The sequence below is a fragment of the Lysobacterales bacterium genome, from assembly GCA_016703225.1.
Taxonomy (GTDB): domain Bacteria; phylum Pseudomonadota; class Gammaproteobacteria; order Xanthomonadales; family Ahniellaceae; genus JADKHK01.
This window is the reverse complement of sequence record JADJCM010000002.1, coordinates 284,850-309,955: the sequence shown is the minus strand read 5'-3', so window position 1 is coordinate 309,955 and position 25,106 is coordinate 284,850. Positions and strand designations below refer to the sequence as shown.

General features: G+C 66.4%; 24 protein-coding genes, 1 tRNA gene and 1 pseudogene. 17 read left to right on the top strand and 9 right to left on the bottom strand.

Features of this window, described 5'->3' with window-relative positions; genetic code table 11:
• Positions 1-70 precede the first annotated feature (70 nt).
• Positions 71-1,222, top strand: coding sequence for a GGDEF domain-containing protein (locus IPG63_09960; protein ID MBK6727567.1), 1,152 nt, complete (start codon positions 71-73; stop codon positions 1,220-1,222).
• Positions 1,223-1,294: 72 nt separating this feature from the next.
• On the opposite strand, the gene IPG63_09955 is transcribed toward IPG63_09960, so the two are convergent.
• Positions 1,295-2,524, bottom strand: coding sequence for a DUF11 domain-containing protein (locus IPG63_09955; protein MBK6727566.1), 1,230 nt, complete (start codon positions 2,522-2,524; stop codon positions 1,295-1,297).
• 102 nt (positions 2,525-2,626) lie between these two features.
• A tRNA-Gly gene (locus IPG63_09950) sits at positions 2,627-2,700 on the bottom strand.
• 80 nt (positions 2,701-2,780) lie between these two features.
• Between IPG63_09950 and IPG63_09945 the strand changes: the two genes are divergently transcribed.
• Positions 2,781-3,896: a hypothetical protein gene (locus IPG63_09945; GenBank protein MBK6727565.1), complete on the top strand. Its 1,116-nt coding sequence runs from the start codon at positions 2,781-2,783 to the stop codon at positions 3,894-3,896.
• Between the two features lie 10 nt (positions 3,897-3,906).
• Here IPG63_09945 and tsaB read toward each other — a convergent pair whose 3' ends face one another.
• Positions 3,907-4,605: a tRNA (adenosine(37)-N6)-threonylcarbamoyltransferase complex dimerization subunit type 1 TsaB gene (gene tsaB / locus IPG63_09940; protein ID MBK6727564.1), complete on the bottom strand. Its 699-nt coding sequence runs from the start codon at positions 4,603-4,605 to the stop codon at positions 3,907-3,909.
• Positions 4,602-5,954: a cell envelope integrity protein CreD gene (locus IPG63_09935; protein MBK6727563.1), complete on the bottom strand. Its 1,353-nt coding sequence runs from the start codon at positions 5,952-5,954 to the stop codon at positions 4,602-4,604. The genes tsaB and IPG63_09935 overlap by 4 nt, the downstream gene beginning before the upstream one ends.
• Positions 5,955-6,181: 227 nt before the next feature.
• Between IPG63_09935 and ahpC the strand changes: the two genes are divergently transcribed.
• The 5 genes from ahpC to IPG63_09910 all read left to right on the top strand — a co-directional run bounded on the left by ahpC (position 6,182) and on the right by IPG63_09910 (position 11,032).
• The gene (gene ahpC / locus IPG63_09930) at positions 6,182-6,745 is read left to right on the top strand and encodes an alkyl hydroperoxide reductase subunit C (protein ID MBK6727562.1); all 564 of its coding nucleotides are present in this window, start codon (positions 6,182-6,184) and stop codon (positions 6,743-6,745) included.
• Positions 6,746-6,877: 132 nt separating this feature from the next.
• Positions 6,878-8,461 carry an alkyl hydroperoxide reductase subunit F gene (gene ahpF / locus IPG63_09925; GenBank protein ID MBK6727561.1) on the top strand — a complete coding sequence of 528 codons (1,584 nt, stop codon included), beginning with the start codon at positions 6,878-6,880 and terminating at the stop codon, positions 8,459-8,461.
• 39 nt (positions 8,462-8,500) lie between these two features.
• Entirely contained in the window at positions 8,501-9,415 is a 915-nt protein-coding gene (locus IPG63_09920; protein ID MBK6727560.1) for a LysR family transcriptional regulator, read from the top strand.
• A 31-nt stretch (positions 9,416-9,446) separates the two neighbouring features.
• The gene (locus IPG63_09915) at positions 9,447-10,106 is read left to right on the top strand and encodes a hypothetical protein (protein MBK6727559.1); all 660 of its coding nucleotides are present in this window, start codon (positions 9,447-9,449) and stop codon (positions 10,104-10,106) included.
• Positions 10,103-11,032, top strand: a complete 930-nt coding sequence (locus IPG63_09910; protein MBK6727558.1) for an ion transporter — start codon at positions 10,103-10,105, stop codon at positions 11,030-11,032. The genes IPG63_09915 and IPG63_09910 overlap by 4 nt, the downstream gene beginning before the upstream one ends.
• A gap of 15 nt (positions 11,033-11,047) precedes the next feature.
• Here IPG63_09910 and IPG63_09905 read toward each other — a convergent pair whose 3' ends face one another.
• Both IPG63_09905 and IPG63_09900 read right to left on the bottom strand, forming a co-directional pair.
• Entirely contained in the window at positions 11,048-11,461 is a 414-nt protein-coding gene (locus IPG63_09905) for a type II toxin-antitoxin system HicB family antitoxin (GenBank protein ID MBK6727557.1), read from the bottom strand.
• Complete coding sequence (locus tag IPG63_09900) at positions 11,458-11,649, bottom strand: type II toxin-antitoxin system HicA family toxin (protein MBK6727556.1); 192 nt, start codon at positions 11,647-11,649, stop codon at positions 11,458-11,460. The genes IPG63_09905 and IPG63_09900 overlap by 4 nt, the downstream gene beginning before the upstream one ends.
• Positions 11,650-11,775: 126 nt before the next feature.
• Here IPG63_09900 and msrA point away from each other — a divergent pair, with 126 nt between their 5' ends.
• Positions 11,776-12,396 carry a peptide-methionine (S)-S-oxide reductase MsrA gene (gene msrA / locus IPG63_09895; protein MBK6727555.1) on the top strand — a complete coding sequence of 207 codons (621 nt, stop codon included), beginning with the start codon at positions 11,776-11,778 and terminating at the stop codon, positions 12,394-12,396.
• A 16-nt stretch (positions 12,397-12,412) separates the two neighbouring features.
• Here the strand turns inward: msrA and IPG63_09890 are convergent, their stop codons facing one another.
• The gene (locus IPG63_09890; protein MBK6727554.1) at positions 12,413-12,727 is read right to left on the bottom strand and encodes a hypothetical protein; all 315 of its coding nucleotides are present in this window, start codon (positions 12,725-12,727) and stop codon (positions 12,413-12,415) included.
• Positions 12,728-12,861: 134 nt separating this feature from the next.
• On the opposite strand from IPG63_09890, the gene IPG63_09885 reads away from it, so the two are divergent.
• From IPG63_09885 to IPG63_09875, 3 genes are read left to right on the top strand one after another with little or no spacing between them, the layout of a single operon-like run.
• Entirely contained in the window at positions 12,862-13,713 is an 852-nt protein-coding gene (locus IPG63_09885) for a CBS domain-containing protein (GenBank protein ID MBK6727553.1), read from the top strand.
• Entirely contained in the window at positions 13,710-14,936 is a 1,227-nt protein-coding gene (locus tag IPG63_09880) for a DUF4105 domain-containing protein (GenBank protein ID MBK6727552.1), read from the top strand. The genes IPG63_09885 and IPG63_09880 overlap by 4 nt, the downstream gene beginning before the upstream one ends.
• Before the next feature lie 54 nt (positions 14,937-14,990).
• Entirely contained in the window at positions 14,991-15,998 is a 1,008-nt protein-coding gene (locus IPG63_09875; GenBank protein ID MBK6727551.1) for a magnesium and cobalt transport protein CorA, read from the top strand.
• Positions 15,999-16,032: 34 nt separating this feature from the next.
• Here IPG63_09875 and IPG63_09870 read toward each other — a convergent pair whose 3' ends face one another.
• Positions 16,033-16,587, bottom strand: coding sequence for a hypothetical protein (locus IPG63_09870; protein ID MBK6727550.1), 555 nt, complete (start codon positions 16,585-16,587; stop codon positions 16,033-16,035).
• Positions 16,588-16,939: 352 nt separating this feature from the next.
• Here IPG63_09870 and aroG point away from each other — a divergent pair, with 352 nt between their 5' ends.
• The 3 genes from aroG to IPG63_09855 are packed head-to-tail and all read left to right on the top strand — an operon-like array spanning position 16,940 to position 18,766.
• On the top strand, positions 16,940-18,028 hold the full coding sequence (gene aroG, locus IPG63_09865) for a 3-deoxy-7-phosphoheptulonate synthase AroG (GenBank protein MBK6727549.1): 1,089 nt from the start codon (positions 16,940-16,942) through the stop codon (positions 18,026-18,028).
• 57 nt (positions 18,029-18,085) lie between these two features.
• On the top strand, positions 18,086-18,343 hold the full coding sequence (locus tag IPG63_09860; protein ID MBK6727548.1) for a type II toxin-antitoxin system Phd/YefM family antitoxin: 258 nt from the start codon (positions 18,086-18,088) through the stop codon (positions 18,341-18,343).
• Positions 18,344-18,349: 6 nt separating this feature from the next.
• Entirely contained in the window at positions 18,350-18,766 is a 417-nt protein-coding gene (locus IPG63_09855) for a type II toxin-antitoxin system VapC family toxin (GenBank protein ID MBK6727547.1), read from the top strand.
• 176 nt (positions 18,767-18,942) lie between these two features.
• Here the strand turns inward: IPG63_09855 and IPG63_09850 are convergent.
• A pseudogene (locus IPG63_09850) lies at positions 18,943-20,990 on the bottom strand (S9 family peptidase).
• Positions 20,991-21,116: 126 nt separating this feature from the next.
• Between IPG63_09850 and IPG63_09845 the strand changes: the two are divergent.
• From IPG63_09845 to IPG63_09835, 3 genes are all read left to right on the top strand, one after another.
• Positions 21,117-22,685, top strand: a complete 1,569-nt coding sequence (locus IPG63_09845; GenBank protein MBK6727546.1) for a peptide MFS transporter — start codon at positions 21,117-21,119, stop codon at positions 22,683-22,685.
• 116 nt (positions 22,686-22,801) lie between these two features.
• Complete coding sequence (locus IPG63_09840) at positions 22,802-23,362, top strand: response regulator (GenBank protein MBK6727545.1); 561 nt, start codon at positions 22,802-22,804, stop codon at positions 23,360-23,362.
• A 19-nt stretch (positions 23,363-23,381) separates the two neighbouring features.
• Positions 23,382-24,995 (top strand): sulfotransferase, encoded by a 1,614-nt coding sequence (locus IPG63_09835; protein ID MBK6727544.1) that lies wholly within the window; start codon positions 23,382-23,384, stop codon positions 24,993-24,995.
• Positions 24,996-25,106: the final 111 nt, after the last annotated feature.

Genomic DNA, 25,106 nt, shown 5'->3' with positions numbered 1-25,106 from the left:
AGCGCTCCCGTTGGCCGCCTTGAAATCGCCGCCGGCCGATGCAACCTTCGCCGCAGTCAAAGGGAATGCCGTGCGCCCCGCCCCCGAAGCAGCCACCGCCTGGCCAACGACACCGAAGCAGATGCGCGACCAGCTGTGCCTGATCGTGCTCGGCTGCGCCTTGGCTTCGCCGGAGCGCGACTACCAGATGCGCATCGTGCGCCACCGGCTTTCGGTGCTGTGCGTGCTCGTCGCCGCCGGCCTGCTGACGTGGATCCCGATCGACCTGCAGGCGATGCCGAGGGTCGCTGCGCAACCCATCGTGCTGCTGCGCATCGCGCTCGCCGTCGTGCTGCTGGGGGCGGCCTGGTTTGGCCGCAGCGCGTCAACTGTGAAACTGCCCGCGTGTCCGTCCCTGGCGGTATTCGCGATCGCGCAGTGCGCCGCCTTCACCATCATGCAGCGCCATGTGCCCGCCGATGCGCCGGCGCTGTTGCGCCTCGGCTATGGCCTGTTTCCGTTCATCGTCGGGGCCCAGCTGGCGATCTTCCCGCTGCCGATCGCGGCCACGGCCGCGCTCTCGTTGCCGATCTTCCTGCTGGTGCTGCTGCCTGGGACCATCGTTCCGTTTGCGCCCGAACTCTCGCCACTCGGCAGCCTGTGGCTGCTGAGCCTGATCGTGATCGTCGCGTCCTGGGCCGGTGCCTCGCAGCTGGCTCTCCTGCAGGGATTGCTGCAGGCTCGCAGCGACGCTGCCCACGACGTGCTGACCGGACTCGCCAACCGGCGCATGGGCCTGGCGCGGCTCGATGCCGACATCGCCCTGGCCCGCCGCGCCCCGGAACCGCTGTCGGTACTCGCACTCGACCTCGACCACTTCAAGCGCATCAACGATCGCCATGGCCATGCCATCGGCGACCGCGTTCTGGTGGCGTTTTCACAAGCGATGCGCGGCGAACTGCGCGCCGGCGATCTCGGCGCGCGCATCGGCGGCGAGGAGTTCATCGCGGTCCTGCCGGCCACCGACGCCGCGGCTGCGGCCGTGGTCGGTGAACGCATCCGCGCCGCCAGCGCAGCGCTCGCGGTGCCCACTGACAACGGCGATGCGGTGCGCTTCACCATCAGCATCGGCGTCGCCAGTCTGCAGCCTGGAGAAGACAGCACGCGCCTGCTTGCGCGCGCCGATGGCGGCCTCTACCGCGCCAAGTCCGAAGGCCGCAACCGCGTGGTGCGGGTGGATTGAGGCGGATTGCGGAATCCGAAAACGACGAAGCCACCGCAAGGGTGGCTTCGTGCGATTACGCAAACTGCCCGATCAGCGTCGTTGCGTGGCGATCCAGCCCGCGCCAAGCACACCAGCGAGCAGCGCCAGCGCCGCCCACAGCGAGAGCGCCGGGACCGGCACCGGCGGATCCAGCGCGCCGGCAACCGAGGCGGAGGCCGCGTCATTGGCCGGATTCGGGTCGGTGGTGGTCGAAGTTACGGTCGCGGTGTTGTCAATCGCACCGGTCTGCGCCACCGTGACCGTAATCGAGCAGGTCGCGTTCGCGGCATTGGCGAGAGCGCCGACATTCCAGGTCAGGGTCGGTGCCGCATAGGTGGCGCCACAGGTGTTCGAGACATAAGTGACCTGGGCCGGGAGCGTGTCCGTCACCACCACACCGGTCGCACCGGCGGGCCCGGCATTGGACACGGTCAGGTCATAGTTGAAGTTGCTGCCGATCGCGAGCGTGCCAGCGACGACCGCGGTCTTGGTCAGGCTGACATCGGCCTCGGACGGCACGCCGGCGAGCGTGATCGGGAAGCCCTGCTGCGTCACCGTGCCGCCATCGTTGGCCGCGGCCCAGACGCCAGCGTTGGACTGCATTGCATTGCCGGTGGTGGTCTGTCCGATGATGGTGATCGGCGGTGCCCACGGACCGGAACCGAGGCTGCCGGCCAGCTGCCAGTCGAGCCAGTAAGTGCCTGCCGGCAGCGCGATCGAAAGGGCGCCTGCGGTCACGGTCATGATCGGGCGGGTGGTACCGCCAGGAGTACCTTCGGAATCGCGATAGATGTTGCTGAACGAGGTCGCGGTCATGCGGTTGGTGGTGGTATCCCCAAACACGACAGCCGATCCGCCCACGCTCGGATTGCCGTTCCAGATCTGGAAGTTCAGTCCGGTGAAGGTCGAGGTGGTGGTCGAGCCGGTCTGGTAGCCGTACACCGAGACGTCGGTGATGGTCCAGCCGGAAGCGGGCACGACGAAGTCGTCGGTCATGCGGAAGTTCGCGCCCTGCGCAATGTTCAGTCCGAGCGTGGTCATGCTGAGCGTGGTGTTCTGCAGACGACTGACGTCGGCGCCGCCCGCACCGATACCCGGATGCGTCACGAGCTGCGGGCGACCGTCCTGCAGGATCGGCGAACCCAGTGGACGCATCGGCACCGTTGGCGCGACGTTGACCACCAGCGCTTCGGCCGGATTGACGGTTTCACGGTCCTGCGCAACAAGCGGCGCGGCCAATCCGAACGATGTCGCGAACAACAGCAATGAACGGAACTTCATGGGGCGATTCTCCAGCAGGGTCGAGGGCGGGGTGCCGGCGCGCAGCATAGGGCAACCGTGCTCCACGTCACCTTCACTGAACGCCCACGTTTCGGGCGTGGGTGGAGCGGGTGAAGGGAATCGAACCCTCGTCAGTAGCTTGGGAAGCTACAGCTCTACCATTGAGCTACACCCGCGCTCGGCGGCGATTATGGTGATTTCACCAGCCGTGGCGCAATGGCTTGGCGGATGCCGCGCACTCGCCCAGAATCGCGCCATGACGATCCGACCCCGAATCCTGCTGGCCTGGCTGGCGGCGAGCTTGTGCACGATACCGGCCGGCGCCGCGGAATGGACACCGGTCGTGAGCCCGCAGGGTCAGGTGTTTCCGTCGCTGGTGCTCGCTACCGCCAACCTGCCGGCCCCGGCCAAACCCAAGGCGCGCCTGCTTGGCGATCCGAATGGTCTGATCGGCGCGCGTGTGGTCGCCGAGCGTGACGGCCAACGCGCGCGGCTGACGGTGCGCATGCCGGGCTGGCTGCGCGCCTCGACGCTGGACGTGGTGTTGCCGGCAGCGAACACGCGCTACGCGCTGTTTCCGACGCTGGAGTGGGAGTTCGCGCAATTGCGTACCGCGCAACAGGCAATGCCGGAGACGATGAGCTTCGAGCTGCAGCTCGACGACGCGCCGGTGCAACGCAAGGTCGAACGCGTGCGCCTGCACTCGGTCAACGAGGCGCCGTACTTCGTCGTCGGCGAGCGCTCGACCACCGACCTCGCCTGGATGTTCGCGGCCTACGTCGACGAGGACCATCCGCTGGTGCGCAAGATCCTCAGCGAAGCGCTGAAGACCAAAGTGGTGAAGCGCTTCGACGGCTACCAATCACGCGACCCGCGCCAGGTGATGAATCAGGTCTATGCGCTGTGGCGGGCGCTGCAGGAGCGCGGCATCCGCTACAGCTCGATCACCCGCACCGGCAACGGCAAGACCGGCGTGCTGTCGCAACACGTACGCTTCATCGACGACAGCTTCGGCAATGCCGAAGCCAACTGCGTCGACGGCTCGGTGCTGTTCGCCTCGCTGCTGCGCAAGATCGACCTGAACCCGGCGCTGGTGATGGTGCCCGGGCACATGTTCCTGGCCTTCGAACTCACCCCCGGCGGCGAGCGCAGCTTTCTGGAGACCACCCTGATCGACGACGTGCTGCCGAGCGCCGGCGACGAAGGCGACGACGCCTCGTTCGCCAGCTTCGTGCGCGCCAGCGAACGCGGCCACGCCCAGTATCAGAAAGCCCGCGCCCGCTTCGGCGACCGCAAGCAACCCGAGTACCAGATCATCGACATCGGCGCTGCCCGCGACCTCGGCGTCGTGCCGATCGGTGCGCGTCGATAGTGCCGAAGCGTCATCGCACCCCGCGCTCGATTTCGGTGAGGGCGACCTTGTCGCGCAGGTAGGCGGGCAGGGCGAATTCGGGGGCGATGCCGTGGCCGCGTTGCCAACGCGAGACGGCGAGTTCGGCGATGCGCGAGGCGCGCGGGAAGCGGGCGCCATCGGCGAACTCCGGCGCACCGATGCGTGGCGACCAGAACCCCGGATAGGCGCTCCAGCCGGTGCCGATGACGCCCCAGCGTTCGGCGCGCGCCAGCGGCACGCTGTGCGCCGGACCGACGCATTCGTCGCCGATCAATTGCACGCCGTGCTGCGCGTCGAAGCGATAGCAGCCGGCGTAGACCTCGCCCATGCGCGCGTCGATCGTTGCCAGCACGGTCAGGGTCGGGTCGATGTCGAGCACGTCCGCGGCGAGCGCGGCCAGCGACGAGATCGGCAGCACCGGCACGTCGAGCCCGAGCGCGATGCCCTGAGCCACCGAAATGCCGAGGCGCACGCCGGTGAAGGCGCCCGGTCCGCGACCGACTGCGATCGCGCCAAGCATGGACTTGGCGATGCCGGCTTCGGCCAGCACCTCGTCGATCATCGGCAATACCAACTGCGCCTGTCGCTTCGGCGCGAGCTCGAAGCGTTCGTAGCACTCGGCGGCGCGCAGCAGCGCGACCGAGACCGCTTCGGTCGAGGTATCGAGGGACAGCAGCCAGCCGCTCATGACGCTTGCTCCGCCGGGTCCGGCAGTTCGGGGGGAACCGGTGCGCCGAATGCGTACCAGTCGATGCGGCGCGTCAGATACATGGTCGCCGCGATCAGGGCAAGCACCAGTCCGCTGCCGGCGAGCAGGGCGTAGTCCTCGGCACCGACCAGCACGTACAAGGTCGCATACAGCAGCGCAAGCCACAGCGCGATCACCGCACCATGGCGCGGTCGCCGCAACACCGCCGCGGCGTAACCCGCGACCATCGCGATCAGCACGGCGGCAGCGAGCAGGTAGGCGAGCCCGAAGCGCAGGTGCTCGGAGGCAGCGAGCAGCACCAGGAAGAACGCCGCCAGCGCCGCCCCGACCAGCAGGTATTGCACCGGATGCAGACGCAGCCGCGCCAGCGTCTCGAACAGGAAGAACACGCCGAAGCTGAGTGCGATCACCAGTAGTCCGAACTTCAGCGTGCGCTCGTTGCGCTGGTAGACATCGCCCGGCTGATACAAGGCGACGCCGAAGTCCTGCGCCGCCAGCGCGCCCGCCTGCAGGTCCTGGGCACGGAACACCGCCGGCAGGTTGCGGTTGAACTCGAGCACCTGCCACGCCGCTTCGGATGCACCGGCAGCGATGCGCGAATGCGTCGGCGAAAACGCGCCGCCGAAACTCGGGTCGGACCAGGGCGCGCGTAGGTGGGCGCGGTAGTCGCGCGCCAGTGGCAGCCAGTCGAAGCGGCGTGAACCGGCCACCGACAGCGTCACCTTGCCGATCAGCGCTGCGTCGCTTGCATCCAGCGCGACGCTGGCCAGCCGGAACAACGGCAGCCCACCCGGCCCCTCGCCGAGCGACTCCGCCGGCGTCGGTTTGGTCGCAGCGAAGTCGGCGCCGATCTCGCGCAGGCCGCGCGGGTCACTGATGCCAATGACCAGTTCCGCCTGCGCCCATTGCGCCTCGCCGTCGATCTCGCCGAAGCCGCTGCGCGCGTGCGCGAAGCGGGTCGCGAGCACCACCTTGGCTTGATAGACCGGCAACTCGAAGATGCCGCGACGGCGCCGCTCGATGGACAGGTCCGCTTCGCCGTCGACGCGGTCCGGCACCTGGTACAGCCAGCTGCGGCGCAGCCGTGTGCTGCCATCCGACTGCGCCACGCGCATCTCCACCGGCACCCGCAGCAGCGGCGCGCCGATGCGCTGCGCTTCGCCGAAACTTGTGGCCAGGGCTTGCTCGGCCTCGCCACGGCGCGCCTCGCGTTCGCGCCGCAGCCCCTCCAGCATCGACAGCGGGATCGCCATCAACAAGGCGAGAAAGCCGACGCCGAGCAACTTCAGCGTGGCCGAGCGGTGGAAGGCGGGACGGGGGATGGACATCGGGCGACTCCTTCGGTGCAGGTGTGGCGAGCAGACACCCGGCATCTGTCCGCGACCGGTGCAAATGTGGCGATGGCGGACGGAGTGCGGCGCGATCGCGGGCGCGCGTGCTTTGCACTTCAATAGCTTTTTTGGATTGCTTCGATCTGAAATATCGATTTTGCAGATAGATGCCGCGAGACTAAGGTGGCGCCACTGCAAACCCACCCCAACCCAGGAGCAAGCCCATGTCCCAGATCAATTCCGAAATCAAGCCGTTCAACGCGATGGCTTTCCACAATGGCCAGTTCGTCGAGGTCAACGACCAGACCGTCAAGGGCAAGTGGTCGGTGTTCTTCTTCTACCCGGCCGACTTCACCTTCGTCTGCCCGACCGAACTCGGCGACCTCGCCGACCATTACGCCGAGTTCCAGAAGCTCGGCGTCGAGATCTACGGCGTCTCCACCGACACCCACTTCACGCACAAGGCCTGGCACGACGCTTCCGACACCATCCGCAAGATCCGCTATCCGCTGGTCGGCGATCCGACGCACGCGATCTCACGCAACTTCGACGTGCTGATCGAGGCCAAGGGCCTGGCCGACCGCGGCACCTTCGTGGTCGATCCGAACGGTCGCATCCAGATCGTCGAGATCACCGCCGGCGGCATCGGCCGCGATGCCAGCGAACTGCTGCGGAAGGTCAAGGCTGCGCAGTACGTCGCCAGCCACCCGGGTGAAGTCTGCCCGGCGAAGTGGCAGGAAGGCGCGGCCACGCTCAAGCCCTCGCTCGACCTGGTCGGCAAGATCTGATCGCAACCCCGCGGCGGCCGCGTTCCGTGGCCGCCGAGGGGGCTTCGGCAGACCCGCGCCTGCCCAAGCCCCAGCCTGCGCTGGACGACGCCCTGCCCGCGTCGCGGGCGCCACTGCCCCGAGGAAACCGCCATGCTCGATACCGACCTCACCGAACAACTGCGCAGTTACTTGAGCAAGCTCGTCGACCCGATCGAACTGGTCGCCGCGCTCGACGCCAGCGAACCGGCGCACGATCTCGATTCGCTGCTGCACGAGATCGCCGCGCTGTCGCCAAAGATCCGCGTGCTGCGCGACGACGCCGACGCGCGCAAGCCTTCGTTCCTGATCCGTCGTCAGGGCGAAGCCGGCGGCCTGCGCTTTGCCGGCATGCCGCTCGGTCACGAGTTCACGTCGCTGGTGCTGGCGCTGCTGCAGGTCGGCGGCCACCCGTCGAAGGAGTCGCGAGAACTGATCGAGCAGATCCGTGCGATCGACGGGGAGTTCCGTTTCGAAACCTATTTCTCGCAGTCCTGCCAGAACTGCCCGGACGTGGTGCAGGCGCTGAACCTGATGTCCGTGCTCAACCCGAAGATCCAGCATGTCGCCATCGACGGCGCGCTGTTCCAGGACGAGATCGAGGCACGCCAGGTCATGGCGGTGCCGAGCGTGTTCCTGAACGGCCAGCCGTTCGGCTCGGGTCGCATGGACCTGGCGCAAATCGTGGGCAAGCTCGACACCGGCGCCGCAGCGCGGGCCGCTGCGTCGCTGCAGAACCAGGCGCCGTTTGACGTGCTCGTCGTCGGCGGCGGCCCGGCGGGTGCGGCCGCGGCGATCTATGCCGCGCGCAAGGGCATCCGTACCGGCGTGCTCTCCGAGCGATTCGGCGGTCAGGTGCTCGACACCTTGGCGATCGAGAACTTCGTCTCGGTGCGCGAAACCGAAGGCCCACGCCTCGCCGCCGCGCTGGAAGCGCACGTGCGCGACTACGGCGTCGAGATCATGAACGGCCAGCGCGCGGCTGCGCTCGACGCCGCCGACGCCTCGGGACTGCTCGGCATCCGCCTCGACAACGGCGCGACGCTGAGATCGCGCGCGATCGTGCTGGCGCCGGGCGCGCGCTGGCGCTCAATGAACGTGCCCGGCGAAGCCGAGTACCGCAACAAGGGCGTCGCCTACTGCCCGCATTGCGACGGCCCGCTGTTCAAGGGCAAGCGCGTCGCGGTGATCGGCGGTGGCAACTCCGGCGTCGAGGCGGCGATCGACCTCGCCGGCATCGTCGCCCACGTCACCCTGATCGAATTCGACGCCAAGCTGCGCGCTGATGAAGTGCTGCAGCGCAAGCTGCGCAGCCTCGCCAACGTCACCGTCATCGTCAGCGCGCTGACCACGGAGGTGCACGGCAACGGCAGCAAGGTGATCGGCCTGAGCTACCAGGACCGCATCGCCGGTGGCCTGCACCGCGTCGAGCTCGATGGCATCTTCGTGCAGATCGGCCTGCTGCCGAACAGCGAGTGGCTGAAGGGCACGCTGGAGCTGTCGCCACGCGGCGAGATCGCGATCGATGCGCACGGCGCGACCTCGCTGCCCGGCGTGTTCGCCGCCGGCGATGCGACCACGGTGCCTTACAAGCAGATCGTCATCGCCATGGGCGCGGGCGCGACCGCGGCGCTCGGCGCCTTTGATCATCTGATCCGAAGCAGCGCGCCGCAGCCTGCGCTGGCAGCCGCAGCCTGAGGGCTGGGCTACCATCGGCGCACTGTTCCGGGAGCCGAGATGAACCTGCGCGATCTGCGCTATCTGGTGGCGCTCGCCGACCTGCGCCACTTCGGTCGTGCGGCGCAGGCCTGCTTCGTCAGCCAGCCGACGCTATCGACACAGCTGAAGAAGCTGGAGGAAGAACTCGGCGTGCTCCTGATCGAGCGCACCTCGCGCCAGGTGATGCTCACCGAAGTCGGTCGCGAGATCGCAGACCGCGCGCGCGCGGTACTGCGCGAGGCCGACCAGATCCGCGAACTGGCCAAGCGCACGCGCGATCCCGAGGCCGGCACGGTGCGCTTGGGCTTGTTCCCGACGCTGGCGCCCTACCTGCTGCCGCACGTGGTGCCGCGCATCCGCGCACGCTTCCCGCAACTGACCCCGCTGCTGACCGAAGACCGCACCGGAGAATTGCTGCGCATGTTGCGCGAGGGCAGCCTCGACGCCGCAGTGCTGGCGCTGCCGATCAACGATCCGCAACTGACCTGCGTCGAACTCTTCGTCGAGGACTTTCTGCTGGCGCTGCCGCCAGGGCACGCGCTCGGCAAGCGCAAGCGCATCGGCATCGGCGACCTGGCGAACCGGGAACTGCTGCTGCTCGAAGACGGCCACTGCCTGCGCGACCAGGCGCTCGATGTCTGCCGCCTGGCCGGCGCGACGGAGACCGGCAGCTTCCGCGCCACCAGCCTGGAGACGCTGCGGCAGATGGTCGCATCCGGCGTCGGCATGACCTTGCTGCCGGCGTTGGCGGTGGCGCCGCCGGTGCCGCCAAGTCCCAATCTGCAGTTGCTGCGCTTCAGCGGCGAGGTTCCGCAACGGCGGATCGCGCTGTGCTGGCGGCGCAGCAGCGCAGTCGGTGGCCTGCTCCTGCGCCTGGCGGAGGAACTCGCTGCGGTGCCCGCGGCGGCCCGCACCGGACGGGGCGGCAGTTGACCCGCGTCGCGGCACTGCGCACAGTGCGCACATGCGCTACCGATCGCTCGGATTCCTGGCTCTGCTGACGGCCGCCGCGTCGCTGCGCGCGGCCGAGTCGGCAGTGCCCTACGCGGCGCTGTACGAGTCGCTGCGCCCGGCGCTGGAGATCTCCAGCCATGACCGCCTGCGAGCGCTCACGCGCATCGTCAGCAAGCAGACCAGCGTGAGTCCGGCGCAGATCCGCCTCGAAATCCGCGCCCGTGACGGGGTGCGCCGCATCGCCGTCGGCAGCGATGGCGATTTCGAATTTCCGCTCGATGCGCGCCTGCGCGACGAGAATCCGCCGGTGGTTTCGAACCAACCCAAAGGCTCGCTGACGCTGTCGGTTGCGATCGTGCTGAAGGCGCCGGCGACGACGCGCTTTCCGTATGGCGAAATCGCGCGCGGGGTCGACCAGATGCGCGCCGTGGTCGCGGCCGATGGCGGCGGCGCGGCGCTGCACGTGGCCGGGGTCGAATTATGGTTCGATCCGCGCGCCCAGGCGCAGCTCAACGTGAGCGGACGCATCGAACGCCTGCTGATGGCCGATCATCTCGGTCGCATCGTGCTCGACGATTCCGCCGAACTGCGCGAAGCCGGGGTGATGCTGGCGCTGTCGGTGCCGCCGCGGCGGATCGTGCCGATGCTGCGCGCGCAGGAGCGGCGATGATCGATCCCGTCTCTCCCGCAGCGAAAGCCCCCCCTGCCGGCAACCTCGGTCACTGGATCGGGCTGGCCGGCGTTGCCGCAGACGAGAATGCTCGCGCGCGCCGCGTCGGTCACTGGTTCGAATGGCTGCTGGTGCCGCTGGCCCTGTGGCTACCGATCCAGTTGTCGCTGGAGAGCAGCGGCCAGGTCTCTAGCGCCGTCGCGCAACTGGTCGCGTGGATCACCTGGCTGATCTTCGTCGCCGAGGCCGCGGCACTCGGGCGGCTGGTCGACCATCGCCGTCGCTACTTCCGCGGCAACTGGCTCAACCTGCTGATCATCGTGTTCGGGCTGCCGGCGCTGTGGGGCGACACCGACTGGGCGGAGTTCGGACGCGCCGCGCGCGTGCTGGTGATGCTGTCGCTGCTGGCCAATGCCGCGGGCGTGGTGCGGCACATGCTGTCGCAGAACCGGCTCGGACCGATTCTGACCGCGATCGTGATCGTGACCACGCTCGGCGGCGCCATCATCGGCTACTTCGATCCGGGCTTCTCGCGCCCACTCGATGGCATCTGGTGGGCCTGGGTCACGGTGACCACGGTCGGCTACGGTGATCTGGTGCCGCAAACGCCGGCGGCGCGCGTGTTCGCGGTGATCCTGATGCTGCTCGGGGTGTCGATGATCGCCCTGCTTTCGGCCTCGCTGGTCGCGTTCTTCCAGGAAGACGAGGAACGCGAAGCGCGCCACATCCGACGCATGATCTGGATCAAACTGCAGCACATGGAAGAAGACGCCGAAGCACGCGCACGCCACGCCGAGCAGATGCTGCAACGCCTCGCCACCATCGAGATGGCGCTGCTCAAGGCAGTCGAGGAACGCAGCGCCCTGGAACGCAAGCTGGAGCGGGTGCTGGCGACTCGGGACGGAACAACGTCCCAGCACGAGTGAAGCCTGAGCGTCACCTCATTCGAGCGACAGCACCAGCCGCTTGCCGAGCATGTGCGCTGCGCGATCAAGCTGCTTCAGGCTGGGCCAATGGTTGGGATCTTCCAGCCGTTGCGCGGCGGCCCACGAGGTTTCAAGGGCACGCGCAAGTTCGGACAGGGGCCGTGACCCGCGCGCGGCGCGCAGCAGCAGTGCCGACTGCACGGCTGCATTCGGTGCAGCGGCACGACGCTTTCCGCGCTTGCTTGGCAGCGGAATTTCCTGCGCGTGTTCGAGCCGATACGCGAGGATTGCGGAGAGCACTTCGGCGGCATTGAAGGCCGCCTCTTCAAGCGTATCCCCCTGAGAAAAGGCTTCCTCCAGGTCAACGAACTGGACCAGATAGCCGCCGCCGGGCTGCGCTTCGAGCGTGTAGGGATAGGCGAGGTTCATTTCAGCGTTACTCCGGTCTGGCGTTGGATGGCTGCGAGCAACCCGGGCTTGAGGTCCTTATTGCCGTGCACCGGCACAGGAACCGGGCGCGGCATGCCGGGTTTTTCGAGAACGTGATGACTGCCTTCGATGCGTGCCAGCGACCACCCCGCCGCCTTCAGCTTGTCGATGACCTGCTTCGCATTCATGGCCTGCATCATGTATCAGAAAAGATAGCTTGTCGAGCCAGGAAGCGGCCGGCTGCAAGCGCGGTGTTCGTTCACGCGGCGTCTTCGCTCTGGCGACTACCTTGCCCTCTGATCACCGGATTCGTCATGACTGCACTGCCAACATCCTTGAATGAGGCCGCGCCAGCCGGCCACAGCACCACGCAGCTCCCGCCCAACCCGCACCATGTCCACGGTCGTGCAATCGACGGCGACTTTCCCGGAATGCGCCAGGTGTATTTCGGCATGGGCTGCTTCTGGGGCGCGGAGCGCAAGTTCTGGTCGCTGCCGGGGGTGTACACGACTGCGGTCGGCTACGCCGGCGGGCACACGCCGGCGCCAAATTATCGCGAAGTCTGCAGCGGTCGCAGCGGCCACGCGGAAGTGGTGCGGGTGGTGTACGACCCGGCCGCGATCGACTTCGAGACGCTGTTGCGGGTGTTTTTCGAAGGCCACGACCCGACCCAGGGCATGCGCCAGGGCAACGACGTCGGCAGCCAGTACCGTTCCGCAATCTACGTCGAGGACCCCACCGATCTGGCCGCGGCCGTCGCCGTGGCTGCCGACTACGCGGTGCGATTGCGCTCGGCGGGCTATCCGGCACTGACCACCGAAATGCGCGCGGGCGTGCCGTTTCACCTGGCCGAAGACGAACACCAGCAGTATCTCTCGAAGCACCCCCGCGGCTATTGCGGCCTCGGGGGCACCGGCGTGCCGTGTTCGCCCTGAGGCGCGACCCGCGAGATCAGTCCTTGTCCTGACGGTCGTGCTTCTGCTTGGCGATGTTGGCGCTGGCGCGATTTTCAGAGCGCTGCAGGCGCGCGCGCTCGCGTTTGGTCACGACGCCATCGGCCTCGATACGCTCTTCCTTGTTCTCGATGCGCTCCTGCTGCGCGTCGAGCCGCGCTTCCTCGCGCTTGGTGATCTCGCCGCTGGCCACACCTTGCTCGATGCGTTGTTCCTGGTTTTCCTGGCGCTGATCGGCCACCGGCGTCTCCGCCACGGCCACCATCGAACCCAGAACGAGCGTCACAGCACAGAGCAACTGCTTCATGGTCATTTCTCCATCCGCGGGATCGCGTCCCGAGAATAACGCGCAGGCCCGGCGATGGTTGACCGGCGCCGCCCAGCCGATCCCGGATTGCCGCTACACTGCGCGCCCCACCCGGCATACGGGCGCAGATCCGCGTTGGAATGAACGACGACCCCCCCAGTAGCAGCGCGCCGCCAGCGCGCTCCTGGCTCGACCGGTTGGGGCACATGCTCTCCGGCGAGCCGCGCAACCGCGAGGAACTGCTCGAGGAATTGCGCAATGCCCAGACCAACGGCCTGCTCAGCGTCGATACGCTGACCATGATCGAAGGCGCGTTCGCGGTCACCGACCGCCAGGTCTCGGATGTGATGGTGCCGCGCGCGCAGATGGTCTCGGTGCCGGTGGACGGCTCGCTCGCCGAGATCCTCGACGTCGTCATCGAGTCTGGCCACTCGCGCTTCCCGGTCACCGGCGAGGATCGCGACGAGATCATCGGCACCCTGCTGGCCAAGGACCTGCTCAAGTGCCTGGCGCAACCGGACCGGCCCTGCGATATCGGCACCCTGATCCGACCGGTGCGGTTGATTCCCGAATCGAAGCGGCTGAACGTGCTGCTCAAGGAGTTCCGTTCGTCACGCCATCACATGGCCGTGGTGGTGGACGAGTACGGCGGCGTCGCCGGCCTGGTCACGATCGAGGACGTGCTCGAGGAGATCGTCGGCGACATCGACGACGAGCATGACGACGAAAGCAACCCGGATGCGCAGATCCGCCTGCTTCCCGACGGTCGCCGCAGCGTCAGCGCGCTGACCCCGATCGCCGATTTCAACGAAGCCTTCCACACCATCTTCTCGGACGAGGAATACGACACCGTCGGCGGCCTGGTCACGGCCCAGTTCGGCCACCTGCCCGAGGTCGGCGAAGAAACCGCGCTCGGCAGCTGCCGCTTCCAGGTGTCCAAGGCCGACGCGCGGCGCGTGCATCAGTTCATCGTCGACATGGGCAAGGCGTGAGTCGAGTCCGACGGCTGCTGCTCGGGCTGCTGGGCGGCCTGTTCGCCTGCAGTGCGGTCGCTCAGCAACTCGACCGCGACAGCGGCGAAGCGTTTCGCGTCGCACTGGTGACTGCGGCGCCAGGCGAAATCTACTGGCAGCGCTTCGGGCACAACGCGCTGCTGGTCGAGAACACCGTCACTGGCGATGCGCGACTGTACAACTTCGGCATCTTCGATTTTGAACAGGAGAACTTCCTGCTCAACTTCGTGCAGGGGCGCATGCTGTACCGGCTCGCGGCCTTCGCGCCGGAATCTGATCTGGCGAATTACGCGGCCGAGGGCCGCAGCGTCTGGATCCAGGAACTGAACCTGCTCCCGGAGCAGCGCTATGCGGTCGCCGAAATGCTCGGCCAGAATGCGCTGCCCGAAAATGCCGAGTATCGCTACGACTATTTCGCAGTGAACTGCTCCACGCGGCTGCGCGACGTGCTCGACGCCGTGCTCGAAGGCGATCTGCGCCGCAGCATGAGCGTGCGTGCGCGCGGCGAGACCTATCGCTCGCTGGCCGCGACTTTTGCGGTGCCCGAGCCCTGGATGGCGCTCGGCATCGACCTCGGCCTCGGTCCAGCGGCAGATCGCAAGCTCAGCTTCTGGGACGAGATGTTCCTGCCGCTGCGCCTGCGGGACTTGTTGCGCGAGGTGCGCGTGCGCGATGCCGACGGCAATCTGCAACCGCTGGTCGCGCGCGAGTGGACGGCCTACGACGGACGCCTCAACGACCGCTTGCCCGAGCGCGAGCGCTGGTTCGTCGCGTTCGCGCTGGCCGGGTTCATTGGCGCGCTGCTGCTGCACCTGGCGCTTCATCAGGCACGACGCACGGCGCTGCGCTTGATCGCGGCGGGCACGGCCGCCGCCACCGCATTGGCACTCGGACTGGGCGGGCTGCTGCTTGCCTTTCTGTGGGCCGCGACCGACCACGCCATCGCCTACGCCAACCTGAATCTGGTGCTGTTCGATCCGTTGTGCCTGTTGCTGGCATGGCCGCTGTGGCGCTCACGCCAGGGCCAGGCCGGATCGCAAGCGGCGCGCGCCATCAGCGCCCTGGTGCTGGTGGTCGCACTCGCCGGCCTCGCCTGGACCACGCTGCCCGGCACGCAGCAGGCCAATGCGCACTGGTTCGCGCTGATCCTGCCGTTGCATCTCCTGTTCGCCTGGCGATTCTGGTTCGCGCCCGCGCGCTGACGTTGCCAGACGCGGCAGGTCGTGGGCATGATCGCGCGTCACCGGAGCACGCGCATGAACCTGTCGGTCGAGAAGACTCCCAGCAAGCCGCCGATGGTGATCAACAGCGTCGCCTATGCCGCCGACGGCCACCGTCTGCCGGACATCACGCTTGACCAGATCAGCGACGTGCTGCAGCGACCCGATACCTTCGTCTGGGTCGGCTTGCATGAACCGGACGAGCCGCTGCTGGAGAAGTTGCAGGAGGAGTTCGGTTTGCACGACCTCGCCATCGAGGACGCGCACCACGCCCACCAGCGCCCGAAAATCGAGGTCTACGGCGATTCGTTGTTCATCGTGCTGCACACGGCGCAATTCGTCGGCGGCAAGATCGAGTTCGGCGAGACCCACATCTTCCTCGGCCCGCGTTATCTGCTGACGGTGCGCCACGGCGCGTCGCTCAGCTACTCGCCGGCGCGCGCACGCTGCGAGAAGGAGCCGGAACTGCTGGCGATCGGACCAAGCTATGGCCTGTACGCGGTGATGGACTTCATCGTCGACAACTTTTTCCCGATCGTGCGCTCGTTCCAGGACGAACTGGCCGAAGTCGAGAGCGACATCTTCGAGTCCACCTACAAGCGCGAGACCATCGAGCGCCTGTACGAACTGAAGAAGGAACTGGTCACCCTGCGCCTGGCGGTCGCGCCGCTGCAGGACATGCTCAACCAGCTGATGCGCTTCCACCCGACCATCATCCGCGACGACGTGCGCCTGTACTTCCGCGACGTGTTCGACCACGCCGTGCGCGTCAAGGAAGCCTGCGACACCATGAGCGAAATGCTGACCGCGGCGATGTCGGTCTCGCTCGCCATGGTCACCGTCGGCCAGGGCGAAGTCGTCAAGCGCCTCGCCGGCTGGGCCGGCCTGCTCGGCGTCCCGACCCTGATGGCCAGCTGGTACGGCATGAACTTCAAGCACATGCCCGAACTCGCCGGCGCGACCAGCTACTACGCCTTCACCGCCGCCACCATCGCCGTCATCGCCGTCGTCTACGTCATCCTGAAACGGGCGAAGTGGTTGTAGGACTTCGCAACGAGCGGCACGGCGCCGGCCGGGACTACATCACCGGTCCCGCAACCACTACATGCTCCATCACCCCAAGCGCCTCGGCGTAGGCCCTCTGCCCGACATCGTTGGTCAGGATGGTGAAGTTGATGGCCAGACCCTTGCTCAGCACCAGTCCCGCAGACACGTACTTGTACTGCCCGGCGGGCACACTCGTGACCTGGTCCAAGTCGGCGTCGGTGAACTCGCAGAACGCACCCGCGCCTTCGACACGCTTGAGCAACTTCGGTGCACATTGCTGCTCGATCGACTCAGCGGCGTTGTCCTTGTTCATTTCACGCACCACGCTCTGCACGTCGACTTCCGGCGGAGCAGGAAAAAACAGGGCGGTGACCAGCAACGTCAGTTGGCTCTTGGGAGCGCTGAACTTCGCCGTGATCGCTCCCTCCACAACCCGATGATCACTCTGTTCCCAGCCTTCCGGCAGCTCGAAGATTGCCTTCTGGGCACCCACGGGCAACGCGACTCGATGCGGCTCCGCAGTCGTCCTGCCGGACAGCAACACCCCGGCGAACAGCACCGCTCGCCAAATCGGGGACTTCGACATATACCTCACTCCGGTTGAACCCAACGAAACGCGCGCTCGACGCGCACACCACGCCGCACGACTTGGTTGCGACCAGTCGAATGTTACGCCGTGCGCCGGTTCATCGCAGCCACCCCTCGGAGCCGGCGTCGCTCTGCAGCTTGCAGCGCCAGGAAAGCGCTGATAGGTTCGACCCCATGCATACCGCAAGCGCCAGCTTTTATTGGTACTACTTTCCAAGCCCTCGGGCGGTGGAAGGCAGACCGGTGCGCGCGTAACAGCAAACGACCGAACCTTCGAAAACCGCCAGCGATCCTGGCGGTTTTTTTGCGGCCGCCGGGAAGCCCCATCCCCGAGGAGCCATGCCATGTCGATGTCCCTGAAACTGGTCCAGCCGCACTCCGTCCCCGCCACCGATGACCTGCGCATCCGCGCGATCCGCGAGCTGGCGCCGCCGGCGCACCTGATCCGCGAGTTCCCGTGCAACGCACGCGCGGCCACCACGACTGCCGACGCGCGCGATGCCATCCATCGCATCCTCGAGGGTCGCGATGACCGCCTGCTGGCGGTGGTCGGTCCCTGCTCGATCCACGACGCCGATGCCGCGCTCGACTATGCCGAGCGACTGGCGCGCCTGCGTGCGCGGCTCGGCGACGAGTTGGAACTGGTGATGCGCGTCTACTTCGAAAAACCGCGCACGACCGTCGGCTGGAAGGGGCTGATCAACGACCCGCACCTCGACGACAGCCACGACATCAACACCGGCCTGCGCCTGGCGCGGCGCCTGCTACTCGCGATCAATGAGCTGGAGCTGCCGGCTGCGACCGAGTTCCTGGACCTGATCTCGCCGCAATACACGGCTGACCTGGTGGCCTGGGGCGCGATCGGCGCGCGCACCACCGAGAGCCAGTCGCACCGACAACTCGCGTCCGGGTTGTCCTGCCCGGTCGGGTTCAAGAACGGCACCGATGGCAATCTGCGCATCGCAGTCGATGCGATCAAGGCCGCGGCGGCGCCGCATCACTTCCTGTCGGTGACCAAGGGCGGCCACTCGGCCATCGTCGCCACTGCCGGCAACCGCGACTGCCATCTGATCCTGCGTGGCGGCAAGCAACCGAACTACGATGCCGCGCACGTCGCCGCCGCCTGCGCGGAACTGGCCGCATCGGGGCTGCCGGAGCGGGTGATGATCGACTGCTCGCACGCCAATTCGAGCAAGCAGTACGCCCGCCAACTCGCCGTCGGCGCCGACGTGGCCGACCAGCTCGCGCACGGCGACCGGCGCATCAGCGGCGTGATGATCGAAAGCCACCTCCACGAAGGCCGCCAGGACCTGTTGCCCGGCCGTGCACCAGCCTACGGCGTCTCGATCACCGACGCCTGCATCGGCTGGGCGCACACCGAAGCCCTGCTCGACGATCTGGCGAAGGCTGTGCGGGCGCGGCGCGCGGGAGCGGGTTGAAGGGGAAGGCTTCGCCCCATAGACTGGTCTTCGCACCAGTCAGCTCAGGAGATCGCCATGCACACTTGGCCAGTCCAGGATGCAGAGGCCCGCTTCAGCGAGTTGCTGGACGCTTGCATCGAAACGGGGCCTCAGGTCGTGACCCGTCGTGGCGCGGAAGCCGCGGTGCTCGTTCCGATCGATGCATGGCGTCGCCTGCAGAGCGCGGGACGCCCTTCGCTCAAGGACTTGTTGTTGACGGAATTGGCGCGCACGGAAGCGCTCGTTCCGGAGCGCGGCGCGGCGCAGCGTCGGCAGGTTGCCGACCTGCGCTGAAACCGTATGTACTTGCTGGACACCAATGTCGTTTCCGAACTGCGCAAGCCGCGTCCGCACGGCGCAGTCTTGGCGTGGCTCCAGTCCGTCGACGACGCCCATCTCCACCTATCCGCGGTGACACTCGGCGAAATCCAGGCCGGCATCGAAATCACCCGAGAACAAGATGCAGTCAAAGCGAACGAAATCGAAGCCTGGCTGGATCTCGTCGCCAATAGCTACAGCATCCTACCCGTGGATGGTGCGGCCTTCCGTCGCTGGGCGCGACTCATGCACCGCAAGTCTGAAACGCTGTATGAGGATGCCTTGATCGCGGCAACAGCGAAGGCGCATGGCCTCATCGTCGTCACGAGGAATTCGGTCGACTTCGCAGCACTCGACGTCGACGTGCTCAATCCATTTGAGTTCCGCGCGGACCACTGAACCGCTGCACCCCTCATCGAAACTCCTTGCCGACCGGTGCCGCCGCCAGCATTTCGCCACCGTGCAGCTTCGGGTCGAACGCTTTGAGTTTTTGCGCCAGGGTCTTGACTGGCGGGCGGGCGGGACCGCGACGGGGCCGCTTGGCCCCGCCGGGTGTTGGACGCGGATGCGGGCGCTTACTGAAGATGCGCCTTCAACCAGGCATTGACCTCGTTGTGCCACTGCACCGAGTTGTGCGGCTTCAGTACCCAGTGGTTCTCGTCCGGGAAGAACAGGAACTTCGATTCGATGCCGCGGCGCTGCAACGCGGTGAACAGGGCGATGCCTTCCTCGACCGGGACGCGGTAGTCGAGCGCGCCGTGCACGACCATGGTCGGGATCTTCCAGTCCTGACGTGGTTGACCGGATTGTGGCGCTCGTAGTTGGCCGGCTGCTCGTAGGGCGTGCCCTGCATCTCCCACTCGTCGAACCAGAGCTCTTCGGTGCTGTAGCCCATGAAGCGGTTGTCGAAAATGCCGGCGTGGCTGACCAGGCAGTCGAAGCCGTCGGTCCAGTTGCCGGCGATCCAGTTCATCATGTAGCCGCCGTAGGAACCGCCGAGCGCGCAGGCTTTGCCGCCGTCGAGCCAGTCGTACTTCGCCACCGCGGCGGCCATGCCTTTCTTGAGGTCTTCGAGCGGCTTGCCGCCCCAGTCGCCGGAGATCGAGTCGGTGAACTTCTGGCCGTAGCCGGTGGAGCCATGGAAGTTGATCGCGATCACCGCGAAGCCGGCGCCAGCGTAGGTCTGCGGATTCCAGCGGTAGTGCCAATCGTTGCCGAAGGCGCCCTGCGGTCCGCCATGCACGAGGAAGGCGATCGGGTACTTCTTGCCCGCTTCGAAATTCCACGGCTTGACCACGTAGCCCTCGACACGTTCGTCGTTGAAGCCCTTGAACTCGAAGAACTCGGGTGCGCCCATGGTGATGCCGGCGAGCTTGTCGGTGTTGAAGTTCGTCAGCTGTTTCTCGCTCGCGTTCTTGGCGTTGCGCGCGAACAGGTGTACCGGCGAAGTCAGCGTGTCGCGCGCGAACACGTAGCCGTTCGGCCCGATCGAGAACGCGGCGATGTTGCCGGCACCGGTCAGGTCGCGGACCTTGCCCGACTTCGCATCGATCGCGAACACCGGGTGTTCGCCGTCGGAATCGCTGCTGGTGTAGAGCGTCTTGCCGTCGGCCGAGAGTTGCAGCGGGCCGGCGGAGCGATCCCAGTCGGCCGCGAGGTCGCGGGTGACGCCGGTGGCGAGGTCGCGCGCCTTGATCTGGAAGCGGTCGGCCTCGAAGGTCGGGCGGCTCATGGCGAGGTAGTACAGCGTCTTGCCGTCGCGCGAGAACAGCGGGTAGCTGTCCCACGCTTGATTCGCGGCCGTGAGGTTGACCGGCGCCATCGCGCCGCTGGCCGGCGTTGAATACAGGTCGAAGTTGGTGCTCCAGGCCTCGGTCTTGCCGGCGATGCGCGCGGCGAACACCAGGCTTTGTCCATCCGGTGCAAAGGTGTATTCGGTCTCATCGCCGAACGGTTTGGACGGCACATCACCGTCGATGCCCTTGCTGACCCAGGCCGGTGCGGCTTCGGCGCGGCCGTCGGCGCCGAGGTCGGCAACGAACAGCTGGCTGCGACGACCGTCCGACCAGGTATCCCAGTGGCGCATGAACAGCTTGTCGAACACCTTGCCACTGGCCTTGGTCGCGGCCATGTCGTCGAGGCGCTTCTTGCTGCACTCGAGCGTGTCGCAGTCGTTGAACACCTCGAACGTGATCGCCAGTTGCTTGCCGCTCGGCGACAGCTGGAACGTGCCGACATCGAGCGGATAGTCGCTGACCTGGCTCGCCTCACCACCGGCGAGCGACAGGTTCCAGACTTGCATCGAGCCCGAGCGCGGCGAGAGGAAGTAGATCGATTTGCTGTCCTGCGCCCAGCGCGGGCCGACCGAGGTCACGCCCTTCGCGGTGAGCCGCCGGGGCGCGGCGGAGCCATCCGCCGGCACCAGCCACAGACTCTGCACGCCCTTGTTCGCGGCGTAGTCGGTCTCGCGCAACTGGAACGCAACCTGGCGGCCATCCGGCGACAGACGCGGATCGGCGACGCGGTCGAGATTGACCAGGTCATCGACCTTGAATCCACGCGGTTCGGCAAACACCGATCCGGCGGCAACGAGCGCGAACGCGCCCAGGGCAAGCACACGCATGGCAGGACTCCTCACGAACGGGACCGGCATCGTAGTCGCCCGCGCCGGGCTGTCCAAGCACCGCGGGACTGGCCGTGCTGGCGGTGTGGCCGGCATACTCCGGCGTCCCTGGTCCCGGAATCGCCCATGAATGCTGTCGCGTCGAACGAATTGCTCGGTCATCCGAAAGGCCTGTACGTCTGTTTCATGACCGAGATGTGGGAGCGTTTCGCGTTCTACGGCATGAAGGCGCTGCTGTTCCTGTACCTGACCAAGTACCACCTGTTCAACGACAGCGACGGCTACGTGCTGCTCGGCACCTACGCTGGCCTCGCCTATGCGCTGCCGCTGCTCGGCGGCATGATCGCCGACCGCTGGCTCGGGATGCGCAAGGCGGTGCTGTTCGGCGGGGCGCTGCTGGTCCTCGGCCAACTCGGCATGGCCTGGACCGGCGATCCGGCGACCGGGTCGGTCGGCGCCGCGACCCGCGACACGCTCGCGATCCAGATCATGTACCTGTCGCTGGCGCTGATCGCGGTCGGCGTCGGCTTCCTCAAGCCCAACATCTCGACCATCGTCGGGCGACTCTACGCCGACAACGATCCGCGCCGCGATTCCGGCTTCACCATCTTCTACATGGGCATCAACGTCGGCGCCGCGCTGTCCTCGCTGATCGTCGCCTACATCGGCGAGAACTACGGCTGGGGCTACGGATTCGCGCTCAGCGGCGTGATGATGGCCGGCGGCCTGGTGCAGTTCATCTGGGGGCAGAAGCATCTGATGGGCCAGGCCGAGCCGCCGCACCCGGCCAACCTGCGCGAACCGGTATTCGGTATGCCGCGCGAGTTCTTCATCTACCTCGCCGGCCTGATCACCACCGTCGCGGTCTGGAAGATCCTGCAAACCAAGATCGAGCTCAGCGCATTGACCGCGCTCGCCGGCGGTCACGAGGTGACGCTGACCGAAGTGGTCGCGGTGGTCATGGGCCTTGGCTTGTTCGTGTGGTTCCTCAAGTTCCTGTTCAGCGGCATCGACGCCACTGAGCGCGGCAAGATGATCGTGCTGATGGTGCTGATCGCGATCAGCGCGCTGTTCTGGGGCATCTACGAGCAGAGCTACGGCACCTGGGTCGCGTTCGCCGAGCGCGCCATGGATCGCACCACTTTCGGCGTCGAGTGGACCGCCGGGCAGACCACGTCTTTCGGGGCGATCTTCGTGATCCTGTTCAGCCCGATCTTTGCCTGGTTGTGGCCGCGCCTGGACAAACTCGGACTCAACCCCAGCCTGCCGGCCAAGTTCGGCTGGGGACTCATCTTCTGCGGGCTCGGCACCGGCCTGCTGATGATCACCGCGCGCAACGCCGGCAGCGACGGCCTGGTCAGCCTGTGGTGGATGATCGCCGCCTACGCGATCCTGGTGCTCGGCGAGATGGTGCTGTCGCCGATCGGACTCTCGGCGGTTACCACGCTGTCGGTGCCGCGCGTGGTCGGCATGATGATGGGCGCGTGGTTCCTGGCCTCGGCCTTCGGCGAGATGATCGCCGGACGCTTCGGCACCTGGGCCTCGATCGAACCCAACGCCGACGGCAGTTTCGACAAGGCGAAGGCCCTGCTCGTGTACGCTGATGTGTTCGGCGACCTGATGTGGATCGGCGTGATCGCCGGCGGCCTGATGCTGCTGGCGACGCCACTGCTGCGCAAACTGGCACATACCTGATCTCGAAAGTGCCGCCCGGGGCTTCAGTCCGGGCGGCGCCTCTGCGACACTGTGCGTGTCCGCATGACGGGCTCGCCGCGAATACGGTCGATAGAAGGTGTATCCGGGGGCATTCAATGGGTTTTTCTGGGTTCTTCAAGCGCTTGTTCGGGGGCAGCAAGCCCGCAGCGCACCGGACTGTGGTCACCGCCACCGGCAAGACCGTGCTGGCGCCGGAGCGTCGCGAGGGCGGCCGCGGTGGCGCCCGCGAAGGCACGCGCGTGCTGGTCATCGATGACTCGACCACGGTGCTGGCGGTGCTGCGTCGCTACCTCGAACAGAACCAGTACATCGTGCTCGAAGCCGAGACCGCGGAGGCGGGCATCCAGATCGCCCGTCAGGAACACCCGGACTTGGTCTTCCTCGACATCGTGTTGCCGGGCATGAACGGTTTCACCGCGTTGCGCACGCTGCGCCGCGAGCCGGGCACCAAAGACATTCCGGTGATCATGATGAGCGGCAACGAGCAGGCCACCGAGCAGTTCTACGCCCAGCGCATCGGTGCCGACGACTTCATGAAAAAGCCGTTCTCGCGCCCCGAGCTGTTCGCGCGCATCGAACGCCTGCTCGACGCCGACAAGGTGCCCAAGCGCTTCGCCGCCGGCGCCACCAGCCAGAGTTTTGGCGGCGCTCAGTAGTCCAGAGGGAGGGCGTCACGTGGACTTGGGCGCAACCGCGGTCGCAGCCACGCACTCGACCGCGCGTCACGAAGTCCTGCACGCATACCAGATGGCCGAGGATGCCTTCGCGATCGGAAACCTGTCCGAATCGGTGAAGTTCGCGAGACAGGCACTGCAGCAAGCGCCAACGTTTGCTCCGGCACATCTGCTTCTCTCCACCATCGCCTTCTCCGGGGGGCAACTGCGGCTAGCGGTACGTGATCTCCTGCGCGCCAGCGAACATGCCACGCGACAACCGGCAACATTGATCGCAGCGATTGCTCTCCGCTTGATCAGCCTAGGGGAAACTGGCGCCGCATTGAAGACCATCAACGATATGGATACCGCCAGCATCCAAGAATCGTCGGTCCTCTTCGACTTAGCACAGCAATTGACGTTGCTGGAACAGCACGGGGTAGCGCTACAGTTCCTTGAAGAGGTGGAGTCGCGGGGAGGCGAGACCTTCCTAACAGCCTATTTCCGTGGCAACGCCATGAAATTCATGGGCCGCATGGATGACGCCGAACGAGCCTTCGAGCGAAGCATTGCACTGAAGTCGGAATACTGCCATTCGCACTGGGCGCTCGCCTTTCTCGGTCGCGTAGCAGGGGCTGCGCGACGCGCGAATCGGATCCAAGCCCTAATCACCGGAGGCGTGCCGACCGACGCAGACCGCTGCTACCTGGAGTACGCGCAGTACCGCGAGCTGGAAATGCTGGGAGACGATGTTGCAGCGTGGAATTCGCTCGAACACGGATTTCGCTCCAAGCGACGCACCATAAGACACGATGTCGCTACCGAGACCAAGCTTTTCGACCTAGTCATGAATGCATTCCCAAGCCTGCCTCCTCCCCAGGTGACGCTTCCGGAAGAGAGCACGCCAATCTTCATCGTCGGAATGCCGCGCACGGGCACGACCCTGCTCGAGCGCATATTGGGCAACAGTGATGCGATCGCGTTGTGTGGCGAGCTCAACGACTTGCGCATGCAGTACAAGTGGGTGACCGACTACTACTGCCCAGGCTATTTTGATGCGCGTTCGCTGGCCGAAATTGGAACAGTCGACTTCCATCTGTTCGGCCGCCGGTATCTGGAGCACGTGAAATGGCGCGCGCCGGGTGCTCCCTTCTTCACTGACAAGAACCCCGGTAACTTCGTGATGATCGGCGCGATCCTCAGGGCTCTGCCACACGCCCGCATAATCCACCTGCGGCGTGATCCGCTCGACGCTTGCTTCTCAAACCTCAAGGAATTGTTTGCGGCAAATGCCTATGCCTACAGCTACGACCTGCACGAACTGGCCGCGCACCATCGCAACTATGCGCGCCTTATGGAGCACTGGCAGGAGATCGCACCCGGGCGAATCCTCGACCTCCGCTACGAAGATCTGGTCACCGAACCAGAACTCCAGACGCAGCGAGTAATGCAATATCTCGAACTACCCTACTCATCCGATCTGGTGCATGTGGAAGTCAGCAATAAAATCGTGTCGACCGCGAGTAGCGTACAGGTACGCGAGCCGATTCACAGTCGCAACATTGGCGGCTGGCGCCGCTACGCACAGCAATTGCAACCGCTCGCCGACGCACTGGGGCGGGACACCGACAACTAGCGTCGCGAACGCGGCAGCCAAACGTTCAGCAGTTGCGACAGGGCCGGGTCCTGGACCGGCAGGCCCCACAGCTCGATCGCGTTCGCGAGCATGCCGCCGTGTTGCCAGATG